Origin of the sequence: Mycobacterium sp. ACS4054 (genome assembly GCF_001667275.1) — a bacterium.
In the GTDB taxonomy this organism is placed as follows: Bacteria; Actinomycetota; Actinomycetes; order Mycobacteriales; family Mycobacteriaceae; genus Mycobacterium.
The window spans coordinates 359,400-375,224 of sequence record NZ_LZHV01000061.1; the positions used below are offsets into that span (position 1 = coordinate 359,400).

The window sequence follows — 15,825 nt, forward strand, 5'->3', positions numbered from 1 at the left end:
AAACGAAGGGATCGCATGGCGACGCGCGAGGACGACGGCTCCGACCGCCTGTTGCAAGAGCTGCTGTGGGCCTACGGGCCGTGCGGACAGGAAGCCGAGGTGCGCGCCGTGTGCGCGCGCGAGCTGCGACCCGTCGTCGACGACATGTGGACCGACGACGCGGGCAATCTCATCGGGTACATCGCCGCCAGGCCGCCGAGCGACGACGCAGGGCGCGGGCACCGCCATCGGGTGTCCTCGGCGGCCGAACCCGGCGTCGCCACCCGGGTGATGGCGCACATGGACGAGCTGTCCATGCTGGTCAAGCGGGTGGAATCGGACGGCACGCTGCACCTGACGCAGCTCGGGACGATGTACCCCGGCAACTTCGGCCTCGGGCCGGTCGCCGTCCTCGGCGAGAATGAGACGCTGACCGCGGTGCTCACGCTCGGGTCCGAGCACACCACCCAGGAGAGCCAGCGGATCTGGCAGACCAAGCCCGACCAGGGCGACAAGGCGCTGGATTGGGATCACGTCTACGTCTTCACGGGCCGCAGTCCCGACGAGTTGCAGGCCGCGGGCATCCGCCCGGGTACCCGGGTGTGCGTCGACCGCAGCAAGCGGACGCTGGTCGAGGTCGGCGAGTACCTGGGCTGCTATTTCCTCGACGACCGCGCCGCGGTGACCGCCCTGCTGCGCGCCGCCCGCGTGCTGCGCGAGGGCGGCCAGCGACCGGTCGACGACGTCTATCTCGTGTTCACCACCAACGAGGAGGTCGGCGGCGTGGGGGGCACCTACGCCAGCGGGTCGCTGCCGGGGACCCTCACCCTTGCGTTGGAGGTCGGTCCCACCGAGCGGGAGTACGGCACCAGCGTCGGCGGCGGGCCGATCATCGGCTACAGCGACGCGTTGTGCGTCTACGACAAGGACGTCGCCGACCGGCTGATGAGCATCGCCACCGAGCGGGGCCTGTCGCCCCAGGCGGCCGTGCTGGGCGCCTTCGAATCCGACGCGTCGCACTCCAAGGCCAACGGGCTGACGCCGCGGGCGGGCCTGCTGTGCCTGCCGACGTTGAGCACCCACGGCTACGAGGTCATCCCGCGCAGAGCGATCGACGACATGGCGGCCATCGTCGCCGAGTTCGTGCGGCAGCCCGGCGCGCATGCGCGCGGCGAAGACTAATACAGCCCCAAAATTTGCCTGAACATTGCCTAAGAGCCGCGTGGCGGGCCCGGGCGCGTCGAAATGCCCGACCTACGGTCGACGGATGAACGTTGACTACTACCTGCAGAAGGTGCCGGTTGAGTCGGTGCGGCCCGGGTTTTCGCTCGCCGTTGAGGCCGGTGGGGACTATCGCCTGTTTCGGGTCGAATGCGCGCAGATGACGCAGCGCAGCGGTCAGCCGGTCAGGTTCACGCTCACGTCCGAACCCGTCGACGGCGGCGAACCCTGGGTTTTGGACTGCGAGGAGGGCACGCCGGTCGTTCGGGTTATCGGCGTGTGCAAGGCGGCCTCTTAGGCCCGTCAGGCGGGCTTCGCGGCGACGACGAACTGCAGCGCGCGCTGGGTCTGCTGCTCGATGTCGACCAGGCCGGCCGACGAGAACAGGTCGACGAAGTCATGCCGGTCGAACATCGTGAGCCCGATGACGCCCGCGCCGGCCGTCATCACCCGGCGGACCGCGGCCAGGTCCGGAACGTAGCTGGTGAGGATCGCGATCCGCCCCCCGGGCTCGAGCACCCGCACCATTTCGCGCGCCACCCCGAACGGCTCGGGCATCAGATACAGCGCGCCGAAGCAGCACACCGCGTCGAACGTCGCGTCGGCGAACGGCAGCGCCCGGGCGTCGCCCCGGACGTAACAGGTCTGCGGCGTGCTGTTGTCCAGGACGGCGCGGGTCAGCATCGGCTCGGAGATGTCAAAGCCGACGGCCAAGCCGCCATCCGATAACTGCGCGGCCAGCGATCCGGTGAAATTGCCTGGGCCGCAGGCGACGTCGAGCAATCGCCGCGCGTTCGACAGCCGCAGTGCGGAAGCCGCGCGGCGCTGCTCGGCGCGGGTGGTGACGCCGCTGGCGGCGTAGAAGGCGGCCGGGCGCCACAGCCGCTCGTAGACCGTCGCGACGAGCGGGCTGTTCATGGCGCGCTGCGCGAACGTCGGTGCCGGAGAACTCGTCGATTCGCCCAATACGTCGAGGAAACCGTGCCGCAGTGCGGCGGCCTCGGTGAGGAGACCGCGGGTCAATTCGACTGCATCCTGGCTCATTTCATCGCTTTCGTGAGGGGTTGGGCGCCTCGGCGTAATCCGCAGGTGAATCCCGATTTTTCCGCCGATCCGACTGCTACGCTAGGGCTCTTCGTGAGAGATCGATGCATTGGGGTTGGCAGAGGCAATGACGTCGGCAGTGAATCCCCGGCCCCGAATCCGCGCCCGCGCGCCGCTGCGGATTTCGTTCGCGGGGGGCGGGACCGACGTGCCGCCGTTCCCCACCACCGAGGGCGGCTGCGTGCTGTCGGCGACCATCGACCGCTACGCCTACGGCTCGCTGACCCCGCGCACCGATCGCCGGGTGAGTATCGAGTCGGTGGACTTCAAGACCACGCACGAGATGACGCTCGACAGCGAGATCCTCTACGACGGCAGCCTCGACCTGATCAAGGCCGCCGTGCGGCGTTTCGGCCGCGACGGCACCGACGGCTACGACCTGGTGCTGCGGTCGAGCGCGCCGCCCGGTTCGGGGCTGGGCTCGTCGTCGACGATGATGGTCGCGCTCACCGGCCTGCTCGCCGAGCACTACCGGGCGCCGATGGGCGAGTACGAGACCGCCCAGCTGGCCTGCGCCATCGAACGCGAGGACCTCGGCATCGCCGGCGGCATGCAGGACATGTACGCGGCGACGTTCGGCGGATTCAACTTCATCGAGTTCACCGACCGGGTGATCGTCAATCCGCTGCGCGTGCGCGACCAGACCGCCTTCGAGCTCGAGCTCAGCCTGCTGCTGTGCTACACGGGCATCACGCGGGACTCCGGGCGCGTGATCGAGGACCAAACCCGCCGCGCCACAACGGGTGCCGACGACACACTGGCCGGATTGCGGGCACAGAAGGAACTGGCGGTGGCCATGAAGGCCGCGCTGCTGACGGGCAAGCTCAACGACTTCGGCGCGCTGCTGGGCGAGGCGTGGATCCAGAAGAAGCGCATGTCGCCCTACATCACCAACGAGCGCATCGACGAGCTCTACGACCTGGCGCTGCGCAACGGCGCACTCGGCGGCAAGATCACCGGCGCCGGCGGTGGCGGTTACATCCTGCTGTTCTGCGACTTCACCAAGAAGCACCGCCTCATCGAAAGCCTTGAGTCAGCCGGGGCCACCATCACCGAATTCGCTTTCGAGAGCAAGGGATTGACCACATGGCAGGCATGAGTAGCACCGACGTCGTCCCGCCAAGCGTCGAACTGGTTCAGGAGCGACTGGCGGACACGATCGCGGTCAAGCAACAGATGCTGTCGGGCGCCGTCGCGGCGCAGACCGTCGAGATCGCGCGGCTGATGATCGCGTCGCTGCGTTCCGGTGGAAAGGTGATCTTCTTCGGCAATGGCGGATCCGCACAAGACGCCGGGCATCTGGCCGCAGAGTTGATGGGGCGCTTTGCATTTGACCGCCCGGGCCTCGCCGCGATCAGCCTGCCGGACGCCACTGCGGCGATGACGGCGATCGGCAACGACTACTCCTACGACGAGGTGTTCGCACGCCAGGTGCTCGCCGCCGGCCGCGCGGGCGACGTCGTGGTCGGGCTCACCACGTCGGGCAACTCGCCGAATGTCGTCCGCGCGCTGGAGGCGGCCGCCGATGCCGGGATGGCGACCGTGGCGCTCACCGGCGCGCGCGGCGGCAAGGTGGCCGACGTGGCCGAGTTCTGCATCCGGGTCCCCAGCGACAACACGGGACGGGTGCAGGAGGCGTGCCTGCATCTCGGCCACTCGATCTGCGAGATGGTCGAAGCGGCGCTGTTCGCCCGATCCTCCTGAGGCCGTCCCAACCGATGCCCGATTTGCGGAACGTCCGCACCGTCTTCCTGGACCGGGACGGGACCATCAACGTCAAGGCGCCCGACGGCGAGTACATCAGGTCGCCCGACGAGCTAATCCTGCTGCCCGGCGCGGCGCAGGCGGTGGCCGCCCTGAACGCGGCGGGCCTGCGCACGGTCCTGGTCACCAACCAGCGCTGGCTGTCCGAACCGGCCGCTGACACGGCGCGGTTCGCCGCCGTACACCACCGCCTCGAACAACTGCTGGCCGACGAAGGCGCCCGCATCGACGCCGCCTACCACTGCCCGCACGCGGCGGACAGCTGCGACTGCCGCAAGCCCGGGGCGGGCATGCTGTTGCGCGCGGCGCGCGAGCACGGTTTCGCCCTGGCCGAATCGGTGATGATCGGGGACAGCGAGAGCGACGTGCAGGCGGGCCGGGCGGCCGGCGCGGCGACCGTCTTGCTGCGCGCCGGCGGTGGCACGGCGGGCGGCGCCGATGTCGTGGTCGACGACCTCGCCGCCGCGGTGCGCCTCATCCTGGGCGCCAGGGCGGCTAGTCCCGCCTAAACCGTTGCGCCGCAGAGCGAACCACCAACGCCAGCGCGAAGGGCAGGTCGTCGCGCAGGTACCTGCGGGCGAGTCGCCGCGGCTCGAGCGCCAGCCGGTGCACCCACTCGAACCCGAGCCGCTGCAACACCGGGGACGCCCGCCGAACCACGCCGGCGGTCATCGCGATGCCGCCACCGCAGGCGAGGAACCATGCGTTGGGCAGTTCGGCGCGCAGCAGTTCGATGAGGCGTTCCTGGCGGGGAAAGCCCAAGCCCACGAAGACCAGATCGGGTGCGGCGGCCGCGACGGCGGCGACGGCCCGCGGCGTCCCTTCCGCGGTGCCGTCGAAGCCGAATTCCGGCGAGCAGGTGCCGGCGACGCGCAGGTCGGCGGAGCGCACCACCAGCGCCGCGGCCGCCTGCTCGGGTACCCCTCGCGCGCCGCCGAGGAGGTAGACCGACTTCCCGTCGGCCGCCGCGGCGGCGCTCAGCGTAAGGATCAACGACGAGCCGGCGACGCGCTCGGGCAACCGGTCTCCCCGGGCCCGCGCCGCCCACACCAGGGGCATCCCGTCGGCGACGACGAGGGACGCCCGGCCGATCAGCTCGGCGAGTTCGGGGCTCCGGGCGGCCGCCAGGGCCACGTCGATGTTCACCGGGACGATCGAGCCGCCCCGACCGGCGGCCCAGGCCGCGCGCACGATCTCGACGACCTGCGGTTCGGTCAGGGCGTCGAACCAGAGACCGCCCACCTGGACCTTGCGCGGTCCCACGCCCGTCAGCCTGCGGCCTGCGCTCACCCGATCATCATGCCCCGCGGCGTCGCCGACGGATGCCCTCGACGCGCCCTCCTTGCCGCGGCCGGAACCCAGCCCATAACCTGGGCAACATCCGACCGTGTCCGGGGGTGTCGGGCCTGGCGCGGTAGACGACGGCAACGCAGGCGGGCAGGTCATGGCACAGCGGCGGTCACCGCGACGCGCAGACCCGCGCCGCGATGGTGTGAGCGGCGGGCTATCGCGGTGGCCTTGACCGGCGCGCGAGCGGACGAGCTGGCGGCGATGGACATCTTCGAGGGATGTCCCACCTCCGATCTGGTGCCGTTGGCGGCCGCGCTGCAACCGCTGCGCGCCGGAGCCGGCCAGGTGCTGATGAGGCAGGGCGAGGAGGCCGTCTCGTTCCTGGTCATCTCGTCGGGCATCGTCGAAATCACCCACGTTGGCGACGACGGCGTGGTGATCGTCGAACACGCCTTCCCGGGCATGCTCATCGGGGAGATCGCCCTGCTGCGGCACATCCCGCGCACGGCGACGGTCACCACCGCCGGCCCGCTGACGGGGTGGATCGGCGACAACGACGCCTTCGCCCACATGCTCCACCTTCCCGGCGTGATGGAGCGGCTGTTGCGCACGGTGCGCCAGCGTCTGGCCGCGTTCATCACCCCGATCCCGATCCGGGTGCGCGACGGAACGCACCTGATGCTGCGGCCGGTGCTGCCCGGCGACAGCGAGCGGACCGTGCACGGGCACATCCAATTCTCCAGCGAGACGTTGTACCGGCGCTTCATGACGCCGCGACTGCCCACCCCGGCGTTGATGCACTACCTTTCCGAGGTCGACTACGTCGACCACTTCGTCTGGGTGGTGATCGACGGCAACGATCCCGTGGCCGACGCGCGTTTCGTCCGTGACGAAAGCGACCGCAGCGTCGCCGAGATCGCCTTCACCGTCGCCGACGCCTACCAGGGCCGGGGGATCGGCACGTTTCTGGTGAATGCGCTGTCCATCGCGGCGCGGGTCGCTGGGGTCGAAAGATTCTCGGCGCGAATGCTTTCCGACAACCTGCCGATGCGCACGATCATGGACAACTACGGTGCGGTCTGGCAGCGCGAGGACGTCGGCGTCATCACCACCGTCATCGACGTGCCGCACCGGCCCGACCACGGCGTGCGTCGCGACGTGGCCGCCCAGATCGAGCACGTCGCCCGCCAGATGATCGAGGTGGTCGGCTGAGCCCCTTCCGGATCGGCCCGCTGACAACCCCCGCGCTCGCGCTGTTGGTGGCCGCGTGCGCCCACGCGCCCGCACCCGCTCCCCCGCCCGGGCCTACGAAATCGCCGGCGCCCAAGGCGGTCAACCCCGCCAACATCAAGCGGTTGGTCCGCGAGCTGCCGCCTGGATACGAGGCGACCACGGGCATCCCCAGCGGGGCGTCGCCGCGAGTGATCTGGGCCCTGGGGCCGGAGGCGTTGGACAGCGCGACGAGGCCGCCGCAATGCGCGACGCTCGCCGACCCCGGGAATGGACGCGACCAGTCGGCGCAGGGCGTGTCGGGGTCGGGCAGCGGGGGGATCGTCGACGCGGTGGTGGTGGCTTTGCCGGGCCCGGTGGACCTGCCCGGCGACGTCGTCGCCGCGTGTGGGCAGTGGACCATGACCGCCGGGCGCGCCACGGCAAGCGTGCGCCTCATCGAGGCGCCGCGCATCGATGGCGCCGCGACCGTCGGCATGGTCGCCGACGTCAAGTCGTCCGTCGAGTCGGGCACCGAGATAGATTCGCGCACATACACATACACGGCCTACCTGGGCAACTACTACGCGTTCACCACGCTGACCACCGACCCGGGTTCGGTGGTGCCCGCGTTGCCACCGCAATTCGCCGCCGATCTGCTCGTCAAAACGGTGTCCACGTTGCGCAGCTGACGCAGCCGCCTTGGGTAGATTGGCGACGATGTTCAAGGAGGCGGTCGCAGTGGCGGCGGTGGTCGTGCTCGCCGGCTGCTCATCCGGGGCGACGACCTCGGCGAAGGTCGACATCAAGAAGGTCGCCGACGTGAAGTCGAGCTTCGGGCCGGACTTCAGGGTCACCGACATCGGTGAGCGCGGGATCGATCCCAAGGTGCTGGCCGGCCACAAGCTCCCCGAGGGGCTCACCTTCGACCCCGCCGGCTGCGCGAAGGCGGCGACCGGACCGGACATGCCCTCGGGCGTGCAGGGCAACATGGCGGCGGTCTCCGCCGAGGGCAAGGGCAACCGGTTCGTCGTCATCGCCATCGAGACGTCAAAAGCCTTGCCGTTCAACGACCCTGGGAAGGAATGCGCCAAGATCGCGTTCTCCGGCCCCCAGCTGCGGGGCGGCATGGAGGTGGTCGACGCGCCGCAGATCGACGGGGCCCGCACCATGGGTGTGCACCGCGTGCTGCAGGCGCTGGTCGCGGGCGGGCCACGCACCGGCGAGCTCTACGACTATTCGGCGCAATTCGGCGAGTACCAGGTGATCGTCACGGCCAATCCGCTGGTGATCCCCGGGCAGCCGGTCGCGGCGGTCGATACGCAACGCGCCCGCGACCTGCTCGTCAACGCGGTGAAGGCGGTCCGCAGCTAGCGCAACGACCTAGCGCACGCCGCGCGGGCGGAACTGGATGCTGATGCGCGGGCCCACCGGCGCCGCCGTCTTGGGCACGGCGTGCTCCCAGGTGCGCTGGCAGGATCCGCCCATCACCAGCAGGTCGCCGTGCGCCTGGGGCAGTCGCAACGACGGCCCGCCGCCGCGGCGGCGCATGGCGAACGTGCGGGTGGCGCCCAGGCTGATGATCGCCACCATGGTGTCCTCGGAGCTGCTGCGGCCGATGGTGTCGCCGTGCCAGGCCACGCTGTCGGACCCGTCTCGGTAGCAACACAATCCGACCGTGGTGAACGGTTCGCCGAGCTCACCGGCGTAGATGTCGTTGAGGCGGCGCCGCAGCCGGGCCAGCAGCGGGTGGGGCGGCTCGTCGACGGTGAGGTCGTGGAAGCTGACCAGCCGGGGCACGTCGACCACGCGGTCATACATCTGCCGGCGTTCCTCCCGCCACGGGACCGCCGACAACAGGGGGTCGAGCAGGTCGTCCGCTTCGGCGAGCCAGCCGGCGCGGATTTCGATGAAGGCGCCCTCGCCGAGTTGCCGGCGCTCGGTGTGCTGGAACAGGGAGCCTTGTACCGCCATCTCCACGGCACCCAGCCTATCGCACATCCGTTCGATGACCCGGGGCGCGCGAGGGGCGTGTGCCCGGACGGCCGGGTCGGGCGCGGCTACGGTTGTGGGTGTGGTCGACCTGGGCACCGATTCCGAGGTGGGAGCGCTGCGCGTCGTCATCCTGCACCGCCCCGGCGGCGAGTTGCGGCGGCTCAACCCGCGCAATATGGATCAGTTGCTGTTCGACGGGTTGCCCTGGGTGGCGCGCGCGCAAGACGAGCACGACCAGTTCGCCGAATTGCTGCGGTCCCGCGGCGTGCAGGTGCTGCTCTTGTCGGACCTGCTGGCCGAGGCGCTGACCCACAGCGGCGCCGCGCGGATGCAGGGGGTGGCCGCGGCGGTCGATGCCCGTCGGCTGGGAGTGCCGCTGGCGCAATCGCTTTCGGCCTACCTGCGGGGGCTGGACCCGGGCCGGTTGGCCCAGGTGTTGATGGGCGGCATGACGTTCAACGAACTGCCGTCGGACATCCGGACCGACGTGTCGCTGGTGCTGCGCATGCACCAGGGGGCGGACTTCGTCATCGAGCCGCTGCCCAATCTGGTGTTCACCCGTGACTCGTCGATATGGATCGGCCCCCGGGTGGTGATCCCCACGCTGGCGCTGCGGGCCCGGGTGCGCGAGGCGTCGTTGACCGATCTCATCTACGCCCACCACCCGCGATTCACCGGGGTGCGGCGCGCCTACGAGTCGCGCACCGCTCCCGTCGAGGGCGGCGACGTGCTGCTGCTCGCCCCCGGTGTGGTGGCGGTGGGCGTCGGTGAACGCACCACCCCGGCCGGTGCGGAAGCGTTGGCCCGCAGCCTCTTCGAGGACGGACTGGCGAGCAAGGTGCTCGCCGTGCCGATCGCCCAGCGGCGCGCCCAGATGCACCTGGACACGGTGTGCACGATGGTCGACACCGACACCGTGGTGATGTACGCCAACGTCGTCGACACGCTCTCGGCGTTCACGATCGAGCGGACGCCGGAGGGCGTCGCGATCAGCGACGAGGCGCCGTTCCTGGAGGCCGCCGCCAAGGCGATGGAGATCGACCGGCTGCGCGTCATCGACACGGGGCTGGACCCCGTCATCGCCGAACGCGAGCAGTGGGACGACGGCAACAACACCTTGGCGCTGGCGCCCGGGGTCGTCGTCGCCTACGAGCGCAACGCGCAGACCAACGCGCGGCTTGAAGACGCCGGCATCGAGGTGCTGACCATCGCGGGCTCCGAACTGGGCACCGGCCGCGGCGGGCCACGCTGCATGTCGTGTCCCGTCGCCCGCGACCCGGTGCGTTAGGCGTCGATGCGAAACCTCACCGCCAACTGGGCAGCCAGATCTCCATGTCCCAGGTCTGCTGCGAAATCGGCAGCCCGGTAAGCACCGGGAACAGCCAGGCGAAGTTGGTCACCACCAGAGCGACGTAACAGCACACCGCGATCAGCCCCAGCGTGCGCCGTTCGGCGCCCAGACCGCGGGCGCGGTTCGGCGGGTAGAGGATGTCCCCGCAGATCAGCGCGATCCCCATCACCAGGAACGGTGCCATCGTCGCCGCGTAGAAGAAGTACATCTGCCGGTCGATGTCGGCGAACCAGGGCAGCCACCCGGCGCAATAACCGGTCAGCACAACGGCATAACGCCAATCGCGGCGCACGAACGTGCGCCAGCACGCGTACAGCAGAACGGGCACCGCCAGCCACCACATCGCCGGGGTGCCCACCAGCATCTCCGCCTTGACGCACGACTGCGCGCCGCACCCGGACACGTTCTGCTGATCGATTGCGTATAGCACCGGCCGCAGCGACATCGGCCAGCTCCACGGCTTGGACTCCCAGGGGTGGTAGTTGCCGGCGGAGTTCGTCAGGCCCGCGTGGAATTGAAAAGCCTTGGCGCTGTAGTGCCATAGCGAGCGGATGGCGTCGGGCAGCGGTACCACCGAATGCGGGCCGATCGACTGGCCCACCTCGTGGCGGTCGATCGCCGTCTCGGAGGCGAACCACGGCGCGTAGCTGGCCAGGTACACCGCGACGGGGATGAGGCCCAACGCGTAACCGGTGGGCAGCAGATCGCGCCGCAACACCCCGAACCAGGGCCGGATCACCTGGTACTGGCGCCGCGCCGCGATGTCGAACGCCAACGACATCACGCCGAAGAACAGGACGAAATACAGGCCGGACCACTTTGTGCCGCAAGCCAATCCGAGCAGGACGCCGGCCAGGAAGCGCCACCACCGCACCCCCAACCGCGGACCCCACACCGTCGCGGTCGCCCGGCCCTCCAGCAGCGCGGCGTGCAGGCGCTGGCGCACCTGATCGCGGTCGACGATGAGAGCGCCGAACGCGGCGACCACGAAGAAGGTGAGGATGCCGTCGAGCAGGGCGGTCCGCGCGGCGACGAAGCTGACGCCGTCGCAGATCACCAGCACCCCGGCGATGGCGCCCACCAGCGTCGAGCGGCTGATCCGCCGCACGATCCGCGTCACCAGCACCACCAGCACGACGCCCAGCAGGGCGCCGGTGAACCGCCAGCCGACCCCGTCGTAGCCGAAGATCCCCTCGCCGATCGCGATCAGCTGCTTGCCGACCGGCGGGTGGACCACCAGGCCGAACCCGGGGTTGTCCTCCACCCCGTGGTTGTGCAGCACCTGCCAGGCCTGGGGCGCGTAGTGCTTCTCGTCGAAAACGGGTGTGCCGGCGTCGGTCGGCGACCCGAGATTGAGGAACCGGGTGATCGTCGCCAGCACGGCGATCACGCCCGTGACGACCCAGCCGCGGATGTGATCGGTCGGCCCGAAGTCGGCCACCGGAACCATCGGCCCCGGGCTGACGACGGGCACGACATGCTCGGGGCCGGCGACCAAGGATTCGCGGGGCGGGGCGGACATCGGTGTCGATCGTAGGCTGTCCGACATGACCACTGGCCGCCTGTTGCTGGCCGCGACCCCGTTGGGCCAGCCGTCGGACGCCTCCCCCCGGCTCATCGACGCCCTCGCCCACGCCGACGTGGTGGCCGCCGAGGACACCCGGCGCGTCCGCACCCTGGCGAAAGCCCTGGACGTGACTATCGGCGGCCGCGTCATCAGCCTGTTCGACCGGGTCGAGGCGGCCCGGGTGGAATCGCTGATCGCCGCGCTGAAGGCCGGGGCGACGGTGTTGGTGGTCAGCGATGCCGGGATGCCGGTGATCAGCGACCCCGGCTTCCGGCTGGTCGCGGCCTGCGTGGACGCCGACCTGCCGCTGACCTGCCTGCCCGGCCCGTCGGCGGTGATGACGGCGCTGGCCCTGTCGGGCCTGCCGGCGGAGAAGTTCTGCTTCGAGGGGTTCGCCCCCCGCAAGAGGGCGGCGCGGCGGGCCTGGCTGGACTCGCTGGCCGACGAGCGGCGCACCTGCGTGTTCTTCGAATCGCCGCGCCGGCTGGCCGCGTGTTTGCGCGACGCCGTCGACCGGCTCGGCGGCGCCCGGCGCGCGGCCATCTGCCGCGAGCTGACCAAGGTGCACGAGGAGGTGGTGCGCGGGTCGCTGGACGAGCTGGCGGCGTGGGCGGACGACGGGGTGCTCGGCGAGGTCACCGTCGTGCTGGCGGGCGCCACCCCGCGCGCGGACCTGCCGTCGCTGGTCGAGCGGGTGGAGGAGCTGGTGGCCGGGGGTGCGCGCGTCAAGGACGCGTGTGGCGAGGTGGCCGCCGAGCATCCGGCCGTGCGCTCGCGGCAGCTCTACGACGCGGTCCTGCAGTCGCGCCGCGGGTGAGGATCAGCCGGCCGAGAACGCGGCGGCGATGCGGGGCTGCCCGACGATCGGCGACGCCTTGTGCAGGCATTCGGCCCATTCGGCGTCGGGATCGGAATCGGCGGTAATTCCCCCGCCGACGCCCAGCACGGCCCCGCCGGCGGCGTCGAACTCGACGGTGCGGATGGCGACGTTCAGTTCGCAGCCCGCCACGGGGGAGGCCAAACCGACCGTCCCACAGTATATTCCGCGACGATGCGGTTCCCACTGCGAGAGCAGTTGGCGCGCGCGGTGTTTGGGCGTCCCGGTGACCGACGCGGGCGGGAACGCGGCGTCCAGCAAGTCCGAGGTCGGCAGGTCGACGGGGACCCGCGCCGACACCGTCGAAACCAGGTGCCACACCCCGGGGGCGCGGCGCACCACCAACAATTCGGGCACGGTGACGGTGCCGACGGTCGCCACCCGGCCGAGGTCGTTGCGCACCAGGTCCACGATCATGATGTTCTCGGCCACCTCTTTCGCCGACGCCCGCAGCGCCGACGGCCAGGCGTCCAGGGGCAGGGTGCCCTTGATCGGGCTGGACGTCACGAGCGTGCCGCGGCGCCGCAGGAAGAGCTCCGGGGACAGCGACGCCACCGCGCCCCATGGCCCGGCGACGTAGGCCGCCCGAGCCGGGGAGGTGCGCGCGATGCCCTCGGCGAAGAAGTCCAGCGGGGCGCCGTCGACCGTCCCGGTGAATTGGGTGCACACGCAGGCCTGGTAGACCTCGCCGGCGCGGATGGCCTCCAGGCAGTTCTGCACGCCGTCGCGGTGGGCCACCCGGTCGCCGACGCGGAAGTCGATCCGGCACTCGCGCGCCGGTGGCGGCGCCGTCGCCAGCGCGGCGGCCAGCCAGTCCGGCATCGCCGCGCCCGACAGGCTCTCGTACCACCACTGGCCGTCCCGGTCGCGGCGCAGGACGCAATCGGTCCAGCCGCCCGCGGCTTCGGGAATCCGGTTCGGCCCGCCGCCGGCGCCGGGATCGGGATAGGAGAGGTAGCCGATCCAGCCGCCGCCCGCCGCGGGGGAGTCGGCCGGCGGGGCGCCCAGCCGGACCGCGAAGGCCGCGTCGAGCTCGACCGGCTGCGCGGACACGCTCGGGGCGATCACCGCGAGCGCGCCGAACCAGTCGCCGGTCAGCGCGGCCGGCGGCGGCAGGCCGAGCCGGGCCGTGGCGGCGCCGACGGCGCGCAGCACCTGGGGTGCGGCGCCAAGGTCGCCGAGCCGGTCGATACGCACCGACCTAGCTTGACAGAAGTGCGGCCTTTCGCACCCCGGCCTACCCGCGGCTGACGTCGCGGGCCGTCGCCAGGGCCGTCAGCTTGTCCGGGTTGCGGGTCACGTAGAAGTTGGTGATCTTGTCGTTCGCGATCTCCAGCGTGATCACCCCTTCGAGCTGGTCGCCGAGGTAGAGCAGCACGGCCGGGGCGCTGTTGCAGGTGACCATGTCGACGCGGAAGCCCTCGATCGCCGTCGCCTTGCGGATCAGGCCGACGATGGCCCGGGCCACCCGCTCGGCGCCCACCACCGGCCGACGGGCCGCGCTGACCTTGCCGCCGCTGTCCGCCGTCCACGTGGCCTCGGGGGCGAGCAGTGTCATCAGCGTCTCCACGTCACCGCTGGCGGCCGTCTGCAGGAATTGGGCGGTGATCTGCGCGTTGCGTTGCGGGTCGGTCGCGTCGAACCTCTTCCGCCGCGCCCGCACGTGTTCACGCGCCCGGTGGGCCACCTGCCGCACCGTCGGCGCCGGCCTGCCCACCGCCTCGGCGATCTCGGCATAGTCGAAGCCGAACACCTCGCGCAGCACGAACACCGCGCGCTCGTCGGGGCTCAGCGTTTCCAGCAGGACCAGCATCGCCATCGAAATCGATTCCGCCAGAACGACATCCGCGGAGGGGTCCTGCTCGTCGAGGAGCAGCGGCTCCGGCAGCCACGGGCCCACGTACTCCTCGCGTCGGCGCGCGTCGGCGCGTAGCGCGTTGAGCGCCTGGCGGGTGACCAGCTGGGCCAGGTAGGACTTGGTGTCGCGCACCGTCGACAGGTCGACCGCGGCCCACCGCAGATAGCTGTCCTGCAGCACATCGTCGGCCTCGGTCGCCGAGCCCAGCATCTCGTAGGCGATGGTGAACAGCAGCGGCCGCAGCACGGTGAACCGTGCCGCGTGCTCGCTGCCGTCCTGCGCGTGCGTCATCGGAGGGCGGTCTCCGCCGGCGCCTGCGCGGGCCTCTTGCCGCCCTTGATCCAGAGATACGAGCCGGGCTTGGCGACCTCGCGCCGAATCGCCCACAGCGTGCCCTTGCACACGGCCTCCTTGATGGACGCGGCCGTCCGGCCGCCCACCACCACGTTCACCGGGGTGTCGTCGGTGCGCGCCAACTGCACCGTGCCGAAGGAGCGGCCCAGGCTGATGCACTGGCCGACGAACGCCTGGCTCAGCGGCGCGGGCGCCTCCCCGGCGATGCGGCTGAGCACGGTGTTGGCGGCCTGCGCGCCCAGCGGCCCGGCCGCCTGGCAGCTCATCCGCAACGGTTGCCCCGAGGGCGCGACCGCGTCGCCGGCCGCGACGACGTACGGGTCGTCGATGCTGGTCAGCGTCTCGTCGGTGAGCAGCCGGCCCAGCGCGTCGGTGCTCAGGCCGCTGCGTGCCGCCAGGTCGGGCACCGTGAACCCGGCCGTCCAGATGGTCGCCGCGCTGGGCCGCGCGGCGCCGTCACTGCACACCACCTCGTTCCAGCGCACCTCGGCCACCGCCACGAATTCCAGCACGTTGACACCGAAACCGCGCAGCCGCTTGGCCACCGTACGACGCCCCCGCTTGCTCAGCGACGGGCCGAGCGTGCCGCCGCAGACCAGGGTCACCCGCCGGCCCTGTTCGGCCAGCTCCGCCGCCGTCTCGATGCCGGTCAGGCCGCCGCCGACTACGGTGACGGGCGCGGACAGCGGCAGGTCGGTCAGCGCGTAACGCAGTCGCTGCGCGCTCTCCAGGTCGGCCACCGAATGGGCGAAGTCCACCAACCCGGGCACGGTCGACGGCGCCGCCCCCGTGCTGCCGACGGCGTAGATCAGGTAGTCGTAGTCGAGTTCGGCGCCCGAGCCCAGCAGGACCCGCCGCGCGGCGGCGTCGATGCGGTCGACGGTGTCGACGACCAGCTCGATACCGTCGGCCAGCAGCGTCGCGTAGTCCGCGGTCGCGGCGCCGGTGTCGGCGACCAACTGGTGCAAGCGGATTCGCTCCACGAAGACGGGGCGGGGGTTCACCAGGGTGACGTCGACGTCCGGACGCTGCCGTAGGTGATTCGCCGCCAGGGTTCCGGCGTATCCGCCTCCGACCACGACGACATGAGTTTTCTGTGCGGCCACCTCGGTCATTGCTGTCTCCTGTTCTCACGGGCCTGATGCCCTTGAGACACCGCGGGCTCCTCGAGCGTGACAGGGTCGCCCACATTGTGACCCGTCTCACTGACGCCGCTTCGCGGGGCGGGGCCGGCCGGGCGGTGCGTGTTACGCTGC

Annotated in this window: 17 protein-coding genes; 10 read left to right on the plus strand and 7 right to left on the minus strand. The window is 71.0% G+C overall.

The genetic code is table 11. The annotated features are described in order from the left end of the window. Window positions 1-15: 15 nt before the first annotated feature. Together A5730_RS20320 and A5730_RS20325 are read left to right on the plus strand one after the other, a co-directional pair. The gene (locus tag A5730_RS20320) at window positions 16-1,161 is read left to right on the plus strand and encodes a M42 family metallopeptidase (RefSeq protein ID WP_067904340.1); all 1,146 of its coding nucleotides are present in this window, start codon (window positions 16-18) and stop codon (window positions 1,159-1,161) included. An 85-nt stretch (window positions 1,162-1,246) separates the two neighbouring features. Then, entirely contained in the window at window positions 1,247-1,498 is a 252-nt protein-coding gene (locus A5730_RS20325) for a hypothetical protein (protein ID WP_067904343.1), read from the plus strand. A gap of 5 nt (window positions 1,499-1,503) precedes the next feature. On the opposite strand, the gene A5730_RS20330 is transcribed toward A5730_RS20325, so the two are convergent. Beyond that, window positions 1,504-2,244, minus strand: coding sequence for a class I SAM-dependent methyltransferase (locus tag A5730_RS20330; RefSeq protein WP_067904346.1), 741 nt, complete (start codon window positions 2,242-2,244; stop codon window positions 1,504-1,506). A 127-nt stretch (window positions 2,245-2,371) separates the two neighbouring features. Between A5730_RS20330 and A5730_RS20335 the strand changes: the two genes are divergently transcribed. From A5730_RS20335 to A5730_RS20345, 3 genes are read left to right on the plus strand one after another with little or no spacing between them, the layout of a single operon-like run. After that, entirely contained in the window at window positions 2,372-3,403 is a 1,032-nt protein-coding gene (locus A5730_RS20335; protein WP_055402624.1) for a GHMP kinase, read from the plus strand. Next, complete coding sequence (locus A5730_RS20340; protein ID WP_197506297.1) at window positions 3,391-4,008, plus strand: SIS domain-containing protein; 618 nt, start codon at window positions 3,391-3,393, stop codon at window positions 4,006-4,008. The genes A5730_RS20335 and A5730_RS20340 overlap by 13 nt, the downstream gene beginning before the upstream one ends. A gap of 14 nt (window positions 4,009-4,022) precedes the next feature. Then, a complete protein-coding gene (locus tag A5730_RS20345; protein WP_067904353.1) occupies window positions 4,023-4,577 on the plus strand; it encodes an HAD-IIIA family hydrolase in 555 nt (184 codons plus the stop codon). Here the strand turns inward: A5730_RS20345 and A5730_RS20350 are convergent. Next, entirely contained in the window at window positions 4,564-5,358 is a 795-nt protein-coding gene (locus A5730_RS20350) for a WecB/TagA/CpsF family glycosyltransferase (RefSeq protein WP_231994727.1), read from the minus strand. The genes A5730_RS20345 and A5730_RS20350 overlap by 14 nt on opposite strands. 261 nt (window positions 5,359-5,619) lie before the next feature. Here A5730_RS20350 and A5730_RS20355 point away from each other — a divergent pair, with 261 nt between their 5' ends. From A5730_RS20355 to A5730_RS20365, 3 genes are read left to right on the plus strand one after another with little or no spacing between them, the layout of a single operon-like run. Next, window positions 5,620-6,570: a GNAT family N-acetyltransferase gene (locus A5730_RS20355; RefSeq protein ID WP_067904535.1), complete on the plus strand. Its 951-nt coding sequence runs from the start codon at window positions 5,620-5,622 to the stop codon at window positions 6,568-6,570. After that, window positions 6,567-7,259, plus strand: a complete 693-nt coding sequence (locus A5730_RS20360; RefSeq protein WP_067904358.1) for a DUF5642 family protein — start codon at window positions 6,567-6,569, stop codon at window positions 7,257-7,259. Before A5730_RS20355 ends, A5730_RS20360 begins: the two co-directional genes overlap by 4 nt. A 28-nt stretch (window positions 7,260-7,287) precedes the next feature. Then, window positions 7,288-7,941, plus strand: coding sequence for a DUF5642 family protein (locus A5730_RS20365; RefSeq protein ID WP_067904361.1), 654 nt, complete (start codon window positions 7,288-7,290; stop codon window positions 7,939-7,941). 9 nt (window positions 7,942-7,950) lie between these two features. Here A5730_RS20365 and A5730_RS20370 read toward each other — a convergent pair whose 3' ends face one another. Further along, window positions 7,951-8,547, minus strand: coding sequence for an alpha-ketoglutarate-dependent dioxygenase AlkB (locus A5730_RS20370; RefSeq protein WP_197506298.1), 597 nt, complete (start codon window positions 8,545-8,547; stop codon window positions 7,951-7,953). Window positions 8,548-8,635: 88 nt separating this feature from the next. Here A5730_RS20370 and arcA point away from each other — a divergent pair, with 88 nt between their 5' ends. Next, window positions 8,636-9,850 (plus strand): arginine deiminase, encoded by a 1,215-nt coding sequence (gene arcA, locus A5730_RS20375; protein WP_067904371.1) that lies wholly within the window; start codon window positions 8,636-8,638, stop codon window positions 9,848-9,850. Window positions 9,851-9,866: 16 nt separating this feature from the next. Here arcA and A5730_RS20380 read toward each other — a convergent pair whose 3' ends face one another. Continuing rightward, entirely contained in the window at window positions 9,867-11,435 is a 1,569-nt protein-coding gene (locus A5730_RS20380; RefSeq protein ID WP_067904373.1) for a dolichyl-phosphate-mannose--protein mannosyltransferase, read from the minus strand. A gap of 25 nt (window positions 11,436-11,460) precedes the next feature. On the opposite strand from A5730_RS20380, the gene rsmI reads away from it, so the two are divergent. After that, window positions 11,461-12,297, plus strand: a complete 837-nt coding sequence (gene rsmI, locus A5730_RS20385; protein WP_067904376.1) for a 16S rRNA (cytidine(1402)-2'-O)-methyltransferase — start codon at window positions 11,461-11,463, stop codon at window positions 12,295-12,297. A gap of 3 nt (window positions 12,298-12,300) precedes the next feature. On the opposite strand, the gene A5730_RS20390 is transcribed toward rsmI, so the two are convergent. From A5730_RS20390 to A5730_RS20400, 3 genes are read right to left on the minus strand one after another with little or no spacing between them, the layout of a single operon-like run. After that, entirely contained in the window at window positions 12,301-13,554 is a 1,254-nt protein-coding gene (locus A5730_RS20390; protein ID WP_067904378.1) for an aminodeoxychorismate synthase component I, read from the minus strand. A gap of 40 nt (window positions 13,555-13,594) precedes the next feature. Further along, window positions 13,595-14,506 (minus strand): RNA polymerase sigma-70 factor, encoded by a 912-nt coding sequence (locus A5730_RS20395; protein ID WP_067904380.1) that lies wholly within the window; start codon window positions 14,504-14,506, stop codon window positions 13,595-13,597. After that, a complete protein-coding gene (locus tag A5730_RS20400; protein ID WP_067904382.1) occupies window positions 14,503-15,684 on the minus strand; it encodes an NAD(P)/FAD-dependent oxidoreductase in 1,182 nt (393 codons plus the stop codon). The genes A5730_RS20395 and A5730_RS20400 overlap by 4 nt, the downstream gene beginning before the upstream one ends. Window positions 15,685-15,825: the final 141 nt, after the last annotated feature.